Annotated in this window: 10 protein-coding genes; 8 read left to right on the top strand and 2 right to left on the bottom strand. The window is 44.0% G+C overall.

Translation table 11 applies throughout. The features are described 5' to 3' along the window. The first annotated feature begins 85 nt into the window (after positions 1–85). The 6 genes from EWV66_RS19210 to EWV66_RS19185 all read left to right on the top strand — a co-directional run bounded on the left by EWV66_RS19210 (position 86) and on the right by EWV66_RS19185 (position 7,939). Positions 86–373 carry a hypothetical protein gene (locus EWV66_RS19210; RefSeq protein ID WP_287109037.1) on the top strand — a complete coding sequence of 96 codons (288 nt, stop codon included), beginning with the start codon at positions 86–88 and terminating at the stop codon, positions 371–373. Then, positions 342–1,253, top strand: coding sequence for an RluA family pseudouridine synthase (locus EWV66_RS19205; RefSeq protein ID WP_185237798.1), 912 nt, complete (start codon positions 342–344; stop codon positions 1,251–1,253). Before EWV66_RS19210 ends, EWV66_RS19205 begins: the two co-directional genes overlap by 32 nt. Positions 1,254–1,578: 325 nt before the next feature. Beyond that, a complete protein-coding gene (gene dnaK, locus EWV66_RS19200; RefSeq protein WP_072926430.1) occupies positions 1,579–3,741 on the top strand; it encodes a molecular chaperone DnaK in 2,163 nt (720 codons plus the stop codon). A gap of 194 nt (positions 3,742–3,935) precedes the next feature. Continuing rightward, positions 3,936–4,811 carry a J domain-containing protein gene (locus EWV66_RS19195; protein ID WP_052277458.1) on the top strand — a complete coding sequence of 292 codons (876 nt, stop codon included), beginning with the start codon at positions 3,936–3,938 and terminating at the stop codon, positions 4,809–4,811. 214 nt (positions 4,812–5,025) lie between these two features. Then, a complete protein-coding gene (locus EWV66_RS19190) occupies positions 5,026–6,174 on the top strand; it encodes a quinone-dependent dihydroorotate dehydrogenase (RefSeq protein ID WP_052277457.1) in 1,149 nt (382 codons plus the stop codon). 175 nt (positions 6,175–6,349) lie between these two features. Beyond that, complete coding sequence (locus EWV66_RS19185) at positions 6,350–7,939, top strand: DUF3352 domain-containing protein (RefSeq protein ID WP_052277456.1); 1,590 nt, start codon at positions 6,350–6,352, stop codon at positions 7,937–7,939. On the opposite strand, the gene EWV66_RS19180 is transcribed toward EWV66_RS19185, so the two are convergent. Together EWV66_RS19180 and EWV66_RS19175 are read right to left on the bottom strand one after the other, a co-directional pair. Then, positions 7,913–9,160 carry a bifunctional folylpolyglutamate synthase/dihydrofolate synthase gene (locus tag EWV66_RS19180; protein ID WP_072926425.1) on the bottom strand — a complete coding sequence of 416 codons (1,248 nt, stop codon included), beginning with the start codon at positions 9,158–9,160 and terminating at the stop codon, positions 7,913–7,915. The two genes, EWV66_RS19185 and EWV66_RS19180, sit on opposite strands and share 27 nt — an antisense overlap. 83 nt (positions 9,161–9,243) lie before the next feature. Further along, complete coding sequence (locus EWV66_RS19175) at positions 9,244–9,969, bottom strand: 2-phosphosulfolactate phosphatase family protein (RefSeq protein ID WP_002748299.1); 726 nt, start codon at positions 9,967–9,969, stop codon at positions 9,244–9,246. A 378-nt stretch (positions 9,970–10,347) separates the two neighbouring features. Here EWV66_RS19175 and EWV66_RS19170 point away from each other — a divergent pair, with 378 nt between their 5' ends. Continuing rightward, a complete protein-coding gene (locus EWV66_RS19170) occupies positions 10,348–10,764 on the top strand; it encodes a XisH family protein (protein ID WP_002751648.1) in 417 nt (138 codons plus the stop codon). After that, positions 10,752–11,087, top strand: a complete 336-nt coding sequence (locus EWV66_RS19165; protein ID WP_002798710.1) for a XisI protein — start codon at positions 10,752–10,754, stop codon at positions 11,085–11,087. Before EWV66_RS19170 ends, EWV66_RS19165 begins: the two co-directional genes overlap by 13 nt. The last annotated feature ends 252 nt before the right edge of the window (positions 11,088–11,339 follow it).

Genomic DNA, 11,339 nt, shown 5'->3' with positions numbered 1-11,339 from the left:
TCAGTTAAGTAGTCATGCAAAATTAATTACCTGCCCGATCGAGCTAAAACCCTTACGGGGCAATGATCGTCATGTGTAAATAATTTTGCCTAGGTACTTATCAGTTATCAGTTATCAGTTATCAGTTATCAGTTATCAGTTATCAGTTATCAGTTATCAGTTATCAGTTATCAGTTATCAGTTATCAGTTATCAGTTATCAGTTCACTGATTACTGTTTACTGTTTACTGGACGGCTACGCCGTGCCTTTGGCAACACTGAAAAAAGCTTCTCCCCACACCCCACACCCCACACCCAACACCCCACACCCTACACCCCACACCCCACACCCCACTTCCCCAATGGCCAATCAAGGTTGGATTTATCGAGATAAAATTAGCAAAAATCAGGCAGGATTAAGCTTATTAGCCTACTATGCGGGCAAATATCCCCATTCTAGTCCAGAAGAATGGCTCGATCGCATTTTATCAGCAGCAATTCTCGTCAACGGTCGTCCCGCTAGTCCCGATACAGTCTTAGAAATCGGGCAGCAATTGAGCTATCAGCGCCCGCCCTGGACAGAACCGGATGTGCCGCTCTTTTTTGAGGTACTCTACGAGGATGCCGAGGTGTTAGTGGTGGCGAAACCTTCGGGATTACCCGTGTTAGCGGGGGGTGGATTTCTCGAACATACTCTTATCCATTTGGTACATCAGCATTATGCGGAGGTCACTCCCTATCCGATTCATCGTCTTGGTCGCGGCACTTCCGGCATAGTCTTAATGGCGAAATCAAAGCCCGCTAGAGCTAAATTGAGTCAACAGATGCGAGAGGGGAAAATTACTAAAATATATCGAGCTTTAGTGGTTCAGGGCGACATACCAGATAATTTTACTATTAATCAAGCGATCGGGAAAATCGCCCATCCCATTTTAGGCTACGTTTACGGTGCGCTCACAGATGGGTTATCGGCCCGCAGTGATGGTCGAGTCTTAAAAAAACATCCCGATAGTACCCTATTAGAAGTAAGAATTTTTACGGGCAGACCCCATCAAATTCGCATTCATCTGGCCTTTTTTGGCTATCCTTTAATCGGTGATCCATTGTATGGTCTGGGGGGATTACCGCGACCGGATGCAGTCCCGGGAGATTGTGGTTATTATCTCCATGCCAATCAAATCCTTTTCAATCACCCCAGTACAGGGGAAAGAATCTCTATTTGTTGTCCAGCGCCGCCGGAATTAGTTATCAGTTATCAGTTATCAGTTCACTGAGAAAACTCCCCACACCCGACACCCGACACCTCACACCCCACACCCGACACCCGACACCCGACACCCGACACCCGACACCCGACACCCGACACCCTGCCCCCAGGAAAAACTTTTTCAGCAGACCCTATTTACAACCCCCCCAAGCTTGATCGCCAGAGTCACTAAAAGACCACTTCGGTAATCCCACCCTCAATTGCCCCGAAGCGAGAGCGAGAAACTAAGACAATTCGATACAATATTGTCAACAAGCATTAAGCGATTTAAACTATCGATCGAAGGTAAAAGTCCCGAAGTTATCGAAATCTAGGGGGAGACAAAAACAAGCATGGGTAGAGTAGTAGGCATTGATCTAGGGACAACTAACTCCGTCGTCGCCGTGATGGAAGGCGGAAAGCCAGTGGTCATCGCCAACTCGGAGGGCATGAGAACCACCCCTTCTGTGGTCGGTTTTAATAAAGATGGGGAGTTAGTAGTCGGTCAAATGGCCCGGCGACAAGGGGTACTCAATCCCCAAAACACCTACTATGGAGTCAAACGCTACATAGGTCGTCGCTACTCGGAATTAAACCCCGAATCGAAGCGCGTCCCCTACACCATCCGCCGGGATGAGATGGGCAATATCAAAATTAAATGTCCCCGTCTGCAAAAAGAATTTGCCCCCGAAGAAATTTCCGCCCTAGTTTTACGCCGATTAGCCGAAGAAGCCAGCCGTTATCTAGGGGAAGAAGTTACCGGGGCTGTAATCACTGTCCCCGCCTATTTTAATGACTCCCAACGTCAAGCCACCCGGGATGCCGGCCGAATTGCGGGGTTAGAAGTGCTGCGGATTCTCAACGAACCCACCGCCGCTGCCCTAGCCTACGGTCTCGATGAACAGGAAAGCAAGAAAATCCTCGTTTTTGACCTGGGAGGCGGTACTTTTGATGTTTCTATCCTAGAAGTGGGGGACGGCGTTTTCGAGGTGAAAGCCACCAGTGGCGACACCCAATTAGGGGGTAATGATTTCGATAAAAGAATCGTCGATTGGTTAGCCAATCAATTTTTGGAACAGGAAGGCGTGGAGCTGCGCCAAGACCGGCAAGCCCTACAAAGACTCACAGAAGCGGCAGAAAAAGCCAAAATTGAACTGTCTGGGGTCAGCGTCACCGATATTAATCTACCCTTTATTATCGCCACGGAAGACGGACCAAAACACATCGAAACTCGCCTGAGTCGGGCCCAATTTGAGGAATTATGCGGCGATTTAATCAGTCGTCTCCGTCGTCCTCTCAAACGCGCCCTTTCTGATGCCGGTTTGTCCCCCGTCCAACTAGACGAAGTGGTACTGGTGGGCGGCGGCACGCGGATGCCGGTGGTGAAGGATTTAGTGCGGAGTTTTATCGATAGGGAACCCAATCAAAATGTTAACCCTGATGAGGTTGTAGCGGTCGGGGCGGCTATTCAAGCAGGAATTTTGGGCGGCGAGGTCAAAGACGTGCTGCTCCTCGATGTGACCCCTTTATCGTTGGGTTTAGAAACCATCGGCGGTGTGATGAAAAAGTTAATCCCCCGCAATACCACTATTCCCGTCCGCAGATCTGACCTTTTTTCCACTTCCGAAAATAATCAAACTGTGGTGGAAATCCACGTTTTGCAGGGGGAAAGGGAAATGGCCAGCGATAATAAATCCCTGGGACGTTTTAAATTAACCGGTATCCCCCCCGCACCCCGGGGTATTCCCCAAGTGCAGGTGTCCCTCGATATCGATGCTAACGGGATTCTACAAGTCACCGCTAGGGATAAAATGACCGGACGGGAGCAAAGTGTCACCATTCAAGGCGCTTCTACCCTCAGCGAAGGGGAAATTAACCGGATGATCGGCGATGCTGCCCGATTTGCCGAAGCAGATCGTACCCGTCGCGAAAAGGTCGATAAACGCAATCGCGCCCGCTCTCTGGTGGATCAAGCCCAACGACGCTTAAAAGATGTTACTCTCGATTTTGGTAATGAGTTTACCCGTTCCTATCGTCGTCAAATTGAGTCTTTGAGTACGGAAATTATCGACGCTTTGGAGAAAAATGATGACCGTCGCATTGATCGCGCCCAGGCAGACCTACAGGATGTTATCTATGAATTAAATCGCGAGGTACGGCTACAATACGACGAGGAAGACGAGGGCTTTTTTAGCGCTATTCGCAAGACTTTTACCGGGGATAAGGAAGATGAGCTTCCCTATGAACCGCGTCGCGATCGTTATCGTCAGGATTATCGTCCCACTACACCGGGTTATCAAAGTGATTATCGACCCAATTATTCGGCTAATCAAGATAGTTATCGCCCCCGCAATCAGGACAATTACTACAATGGCCGCGATAGCGATTGGCAAAGTCCCCCCCTTTCGGAGGAAAAAAGTTATAACAATAGTAAAAGTAACCGCAGCAGCGGCAATCGTTCCCGCAATATTCCCCCCCAAAATAACTGGGATGATGACGATGATGATTGGTTTTAATCAGTGATCAGTAAACAGTGATCAGTAAACAGTAAACAGTAATCAGTAAACAGTAATCAGTAAAAAGACAGTGGGAAACTACTATTTAATACTGCTCGCTTAATACATACTGCTCACTTAGAACTCAAATCTGATCACTGATAACCGATAACTGATAACTGATAACTGATAACTGATAACTGATAACTGAATATATGCCACAATTAGTTAATTATTATGATGTTTTAGGAGTATCTCGCACGGCTACCAGTGACGAGATCAAAAAGGCTTTTCGACGACTGGCGCGCCAATATCATCCCGATGTTAATCCGGGGGATAAATCGGCCGAAGAAAAGTTTAAAGATATTAATGAAGCTTACGATGTTCTCTCCGATGAAGAAAAACGGGTTGAGTATAATCGTTCCTTGACGGGTATTAAGCGCCGCGGGATACGTCCGGGGGAAAAAGCGAATAGTAACGGTAATGGAAAAATCCCCCGTACAGAACAGGATTTATGGAAGTTTAGAGATTTTAATAACCTTAATACTAAGCGCGCTAAAATTGCCTCCTCTCCCCGTTTAACTCGTCGAGATGTGGAGGCAAAATTGACTTTACCTTTAGAGAAAGCCTATCAAGGTGGCAGACAAAGAATTCGTCTGGAAGATGGCCGATCGATCGAGGTTGATATGCCGGCAGCCATGATCGATGGGCAGAAAATTCGTCTCAAAGGTCAGGGTATTGAAGGGGGTGATTTATATTTAAAAATAACTATCGCTAGGCATCCTTTTTTTAGGATTCAAGGTTCTGATATTGTCTGTCAAGTACCGATTACTCCCAGCGAGGCAATTGTGGGCGGTTTTGTGGAAATTCCCACCATTGACGGGTTAGTTAAAATGATGATTCCCAAAGGAGTTAAAAGCGGTCAAAGATTACGTTTAGCTAATAAAGGTTATCCCACTTCCCAAGGAGAAAGGGGCGATCAATTAGTGGAAATTATCTTAGTTAATCCTCCCAATCCTAGCCCAGAAGAATTGGAACTTTATCAAAAAATACGAGCGATCGAAACTTTTAACCCTCGTCAAGGTTTATAAAGATTATGCTAGGTGGGTTACGGTCTATTTTTTATTGATCAGAAGTCAGTTATCAGTATTCAGTATTCAGTAGTTAGTATTCAGAAGACAGCTTTTTCTCCCTGCTCCCCCGCAATGGCTCGACTGAGCATCGCCGAACGTCGCACACGAAGTAGTCTCCCCACTGATAACTGATAACTGATAACTGAAAAATACCCTTAATTCCTGTCTTTTTATGATAAATATAATTGATACAATTAAACCTTTTTATCCTCTAGCTTTTAAGGCTATTCGGGGCAATTTAGAGGGAACACAAAAACAATTATTAAATACTCTGCAAAAAATCGATCGCTCGCGACAGGGATTTTGGGGACAATGGTTAATCTCACAATTATCAGAATCCCTTAGTTTTAGCGATTCTCGCCTATCTCAAAGCCTCTGGGGGTTAAATTTCCCCAATCCCGTCGGATTGGCGGCAGGATTCGATAAAGACGGTTTAGGGGCAGGACTTTGGCATAATTTCGGCTTTGGTTTTGCCGAGGTGGGTGCTGTCACCCTAGAAGGGCAACCGGGCAACCCAAAACCGAGATTATTTCGTTTACCGGAAGATTTGGCCGGATTAAACCGTATGGGGGCAAATAACCTCGGTGCGCCGGTTCTAGCGGCAACTCTCCAACAATCTTGGCAACGACAACCCCGACAGATTCCCATCGGTATTAACCTCTGTAAATCGAAAAATACGCCCCTAGAAAAGGCTCCAGAGGACTATTTAGGCAGTTTTCGCTATTTATTCCCCCATGCCGATTATTTTGTCGTTAATGTTAGTTCTCCCAATACTCCCGGTTTGCGTTCCCTGCAAAGTGGGGAACAACTCGATAAAATTCTCGACATTTTACAAACAGAAAATCAAGGCAGAAAACCCCTATTAGTGAAAATTTCTCCTGATTTAGAATGGGAAGATATAAGAACAATTATTGAGTTAGCTTTCTCCTATCAGTTAGCTGGAATTGTCGCTACTAATACCACCACTAAACGCACGGGATTAAAAACCACAATTCTGCCCGAAACTGGTAAACCAATCACTGAAGAAGCAGGGGGAATTAGTGGGCAACCTTTGCGGGAACGTTCCACGGAAGTGATCCGTTTTATCTATCAGCAAACCCAAGGCAATTTACCAATAATTGGAGTGGGAGGTATTTTTTCCCTCGATGATGCTTGGGAAAAAATTACCGCCGGTGCGAGTTTATTACAGATTTATACCGGTTGGTTATATCGAGGACCCTGGCTAGTATTAAATATTTTACAAGGATTAACAGAAAAATTAGAGGCTAATGGGTTGACTAATATTAATCAAGCGGTGGGTTGGCAAGCTAACCAAGAATGAGCCAATTTTCTCTGGTAATTAGCAATAATTTCGGAAAAATTAGCTAAAATATTACCCGTTCCCTTGGGGGATAAGATAAGATAATTAGGATAACTACAATAGGACTAATCTAGAGACTACAACCAGAGACAAATCGATCGCCAAGTATGGAACTTTTTAACCAAACCACAATTGTATGTCAAAAAAATCATTTTTACCCGGTTGTTTAGTCGTCTTAGGACTAACAGCAGTAACCGCAGGAGGTGTCTATCTTTATCTACGAGGACAACTACCTTGGCAAAGATTCACCCCCTTGCAATCGGCAAAAGTTATCCCAGAAACTGCCTTTGCTAGTAGTTTTGTCTCCACGGATGCAAAAGCTTGGTCAGTCTTAGCTAAATATGGTACACCAGAATCGCGAACTGCGGTTAGTCAAGGACTAGAAGAGTTACAAAAAAATATCTTCACCGATAAGATTGATTATCGAAGGGATGTTGAACCTTGGATCGGTAGTATTAGCTTTGCTTTCCTTCCCGCAGCTACCCCCGGACAATCGGAATTATTAACGGTTATCGGCATCAAAGATAAAATTAAAGCGTCAGAATTCCAGAAACAACTAGGACAAAAAGTTAATCGCAAAACTAGCACCAGTGACTACAAAGGTATTACAATTACTGCTATAGATTGGCAGGATAATACCACCATTTATACTGCCGTTACTGGCGATTTTTTGTTGATATCCTACGATAAAAAGGTGTTAGAAGCGGCGATCGATACCTATCAAGGACAGCCATCTTTTAGCAGTAAACCGGAAGTGAGAAAACTGCTTTCCCAATCCCTCAACCTACCCAATACCCTAGCAACAATTTATATCGATGATTATGCCAAAATCTTGGGAGCAGATGCTAATTTATCTCCCCAAAGTCGGCAAGAATTAGCAAAAATTCAGGATATTGTCGCAGGAGTGGGTGTCACCGATACGGGATTACAGTTACAAATGGTGGCTAAACTTGCTCCTGAAACTATTTCTAACCTACCTTCCCCTAGCAGAAATCAAGTTTTAAATTATTTACCCGGAGATACCATCGCACTCTGGAGCGGTAATAATCTTAAACAGGGATGGGAAGAAGCAGAAAAACAGTCCCAAACTAACCCAGAATTACAAGTTTTTCTGCGTCAGATCCGTGAGAATTTTCAGATGGCAACCCTTGACGCGGATAAAGAAGTTTTTAACTGGATGGATCGAGAATTTGCCTTTGGAATTATCCCCAACCAGCAAGCGGTGGGAGGGTTAGGTTTTGGGGGAATGATGATCTGGCAAACCGGCGATCATAAAGCGGCAAAAACTACCCTCGATAAGTTAAATGAATTGGTGAAAACTGTTCCCTTTATCACCATAAAAAACAGTCAAATTTCTGGCCAAGATGTGACTGAATGGAAAGCGGAAGAACAAGCTATTTTAACCTATGCTTGGCCTAATAATGATACCCTAAAAATGACCGTCGGAATTCCCTATCAACCGCAACCGAATCAACCGATTAGCAAAAGTGAGAATTTCCAAGCATCGATCGCAAATTTGCCTAAAAATAATCTCGGTTATTTTTTCATCGATGTGGAGCAAATTATCGCTAAAGCAGGGGGAATTAATAATCTTCCTGCCGGGGAATTAACCCCGGAAGCAAAGGCCTTTTTAGAATCGGTACGCGGTATCGGAATTACTGCCACTATGCCTGATAAAACCACCAGTAAAATTGATGTTTTATTTTCCCTGAAACAAACTCCCTAAAAAGTAACCAACTAAATAAAGCGATCCACAGAGAATTATCTGACTATCGGCAGATTCTTGGATGGCTTTTTTTAGTCCTAAAAATACATCGGAACAAGTCTCTAGGTGAGATAATTCTGGACAAATTGAGGTCGCTAATTCCGCTAAGGTTTCAGGATTGGCACTGCTATGATCGGGGACGGGAACTAAATATAAACTATCGCCTTTTCTTAACAAAGCTTGGAATATTTCTCGATGATCTTTAGTCGATAAAATTCCCATCACCCAGATAATTTTTGGAGCTTTTAAACTATCTACATACTGCCTTAAACCAATAGCAGCAGCAGGATTATGAGCGCCATCTATTAAAACTTCTCGCTGACACCAATTAACGGTTTGTAAACGTCCTAACCAGCGAGTTTTTGCCATTCCTTCCTGCACGACTTCATCGCTAATTTGCCAACCTTGCTGACGCAAAATATTAACAACAGCGATCGCTATAGCGGAATTAGTTAATTGAAAATCTCCCGCTAAGGATAAAGGATATTCTAACCCTTGATATTTGGCCCGATTATCGGCAATTTTTTCGGCAGCTTCTACCCATACCGTCGGACAATTTAACAGCTTGATTCTCTCCCTAACTACCCCCTGCGCTGATTCCGGTAATTGTCCGATAACTGCGGGACAATTCGCTTTTAATATCCCCGCTTTTTCGCCAGCAATATCGGCAACCGTCGGCCCTAAATTTTGCCAATGTTCCCGACTAATAGAAGTGATGACAGTAACTAAAGGTTGAGCGCAAACATTAGTCGCATCTAATCTTCCTCCTAAACCCACTTCCATCACGGCAATATCCACCTTTTCTCTGGCAAAATACAGCCAAGCAGCGGCAGTAATTACCTCAAATTGAGTAGGACTTTCCTGCTGGGGATCGATAAGCGATTCTATATCTTTAAGCAGGTTTTCTAAAGTCGCGGTTTCAATATTTTCGCCATTAATAGAGATTCTTTCCGTCCAATCAATTAAATGGGGAGAAATATAACGTCCGACTTTGTAACCGGCAGTGCTGAGAATAGAGGATAGATAGGCACAAACCGAACCTTTGCCATTAGTTCCCGTGACATGAATAATCGGAATTTGATCTTGGGGATTGCCTAAAATCTCCAGCAGATTTTTTATTCTTTCTAAACCGAGATTAACCCCAAAACGCTGAAAAGATTGCAGTAAAGAATCGATAGTCATGGTTGGCAAACTATAAATAAAGGAATCCGGGTAGGATTGATGCTCCTACCGGCACGGATAACCCTTTCTGTGGGTGGCAATGTCTAAAGTTTGACTAAAATGCTCGGTTCTTTTTGGATCGGTAAAACATCAAGAGAGTCAATATTAGCGCAGTATTTTAAATCTTCTTGACAGTGGAGACGCAAGAGGCGCTGACCGTGACTACAACTGTGGAACATTCCTAAAAGATCATTTTGCCATTGACGATAAAGAGCGATCGAGGCGATCACCTCATCATTACCGATCGCCATTTGCCCCGATTGTTCTTGTAGCGCATTGGCGATCGCTCCAGCACAGGCCGTATCTTCCAGAGAATAACCACCTTCCCAACCAGAGCCAACAATCCAGACGGTGTCGGGCTGCCTATCCAATAAGTAATTAACGGCAGCTTGCCGATTGATCATAGCCGCAGTGATCACGATTGGGGATTCTTCCACTCTTTGCAGAGCGCGAGTGCCGTTAGTGGTACTGATAAACAGACGACGACCTTTCATTAAATCAGGGGTACAATCGAGGGGAGAATTGCCCAGATCGCAGCCTTCTACTTTCGCGCCACCTCTTTCTCCTGCTCGGAGACGTTTTTCTGGTTGCCAGGTATCACTCACCTGCATCAGGGTTTTCAGATCGCTGAAGGTTTGCACTGCTTCCGCACCGGCATTGAGGGCAGTGGCGATCGTGGTTGTCGCTCTTAAAACATCGATAACGACGGCGCAATCGGGTAGAGTATGGACGGGGGTAAGTTCGGGAGTATGATAAATGAAAACCTGCACGAGTTATACCAAGTAAAAAGTAAAAGGGGAAATAAGCTCAACATACCGCCGCTCGGCTTCGCGCGGGCAGAAGAAAGACAAGGCCGATTTTATCACGATGGATGTCAGCTAGTTAAGCTGTTCGTCATTCAAATTGCTGGTGGAGATCAAGCAAGAGGCAATACCCCCCCGATGTCGGGGGGGCAGGGGGGGTGGGGGGTTGAGGGGCTAATCTCAGAATAAGCGGTTTAAATACGTCTTAGCTTATCAGTTGAAATGCCCACGCGGATCACAAAATTGGTCAATTGTCAATAGGGTTTGGGATGTTCTCACCCCAGATCGATCATCATAACGAAATGTTATAATTAATAATTATTATGCCTGCTAACTTCAAGATTCATGTCTGCTAAAGATCGTTTTCATGGTGCAGTGAGAAAAGGATTAGAAAAAGAGGGTTGGATCATTACGGATGACCCTTTAAGGATTGAAGTGGGTGATGTAGAAATGTATGTCGATTTAGGAGCAGAGCAACTGATAGCCGCAGAAAAAGACAATGAAAAGATAGCCGTTGAAATTAAAAGTTTTATCGGTAAATCCAGTATTTCAGAATTTCATACTGCCATTGGACAATTCTTTAATTATCGGGTTGCTTTAGAAGAAAAAGAACCTAAAAGACAGTTATATTTAGCTGTTCCCTTAGATATTTATTATAGTTTTTTTGAATTGCGATTTATTCAAACTGTCGTTAAACGATTTCAAATTTACCTGATTATTTATGATCCGATTGGGGAGGTAATTGTCGAATGGAAAAATTAGCACAATATCGTCACTATGTCAAGCAAGTCATTACTGAATATTCTCAGATCGGTTCATCTAAAGATCCGATTGAACAACAATTGATTTTTGATACTGTTGGCGATCACTATCAATTGATGTATGTTGGCTGGAAAAATAGACGAAGATATCATGGTTGTGTTTTGCATCTCGATATTAAAAAGGGTAAAATCTGGATACAACATGATGGCACTGAGGTGGGAATTGCCAATGAATTAGTTAATTTAGGTGTTCCTAAAGAAGATATTGTTTTAGCCTTTCATGAACCCCTAGTCAGAGAATATACAGGGTTTGCGGTGGGTTAATCTTAATCCGAGAAAGTTGACAACATTATTGTCATAAGTAGGTAGGCGTTAAAAATTATCAGACACCCCCCTTATCAAGGGGGAGCCCCCCGCCTATCGGCACCCCCCTTATCAAGGGGGGCAGGGGGGATCGAACCTAAAATCCATTTTAAATTTAATTATAACCAGCTACTTAAAATAGGCTCAACAGGAGAAAATTTTAGAAAGATTATCGAAAACAATTGACAAAAATCCCAGCAATGTCTGTCCGAC

Source organism: Microcystis sp. M_OC_Ca_00000000_C217Col (assembly GCF_007095585.1).
GTDB classification, from domain to species: domain Bacteria; phylum Cyanobacteriota; class Cyanobacteriia; order Cyanobacteriales; family Microcystaceae; genus Microcystis; species Microcystis panniformis.
This window is presented reverse-complemented; position numbering and strand designations above follow the sequence as displayed.

Coding starts and splice junctions, on each gene's coding strand:
- EWV66_RS19205 (WP_185237798.1), top strand. CDS start 342: ATGGCCAATCAAGGTTGGATTTATCGAGATAAAATTAGCAAAAATCAG.
- dnaK (WP_072926430.1), top strand. CDS start 1,579: ATGGGTAGAGTAGTAGGCATTGATCTAGGGACAACTAACTCCGTCGTC.
- EWV66_RS19195 (WP_052277458.1), top strand. CDS start 3,936: ATGCCACAATTAGTTAATTATTATGATGTTTTAGGAGTATCTCGCACG.
- EWV66_RS19190 (WP_052277457.1), top strand. CDS start 5,026: ATGATAAATATAATTGATACAATTAAACCTTTTTATCCTCTAGCTTTT.
- EWV66_RS19185 (WP_052277456.1), top strand. CDS start 6,350: ATGTCAAAAAAATCATTTTTACCCGGTTGTTTAGTCGTCTTAGGACTA.
- EWV66_RS19180 (WP_072926425.1), bottom strand. CDS start 9,160: ATGACTATCGATTCTTTACTGCAATCTTTTCAGCGTTTTGGGGTTAAT.
- EWV66_RS19170 (WP_002751648.1), top strand. CDS start 10,348: ATGTCTGCTAAAGATCGTTTTCATGGTGCAGTGAGAAAAGGATTAGAA.
- EWV66_RS19165 (WP_002798710.1), top strand. CDS start 10,752: ATGGAAAAATTAGCACAATATCGTCACTATGTCAAGCAAGTCATTACT.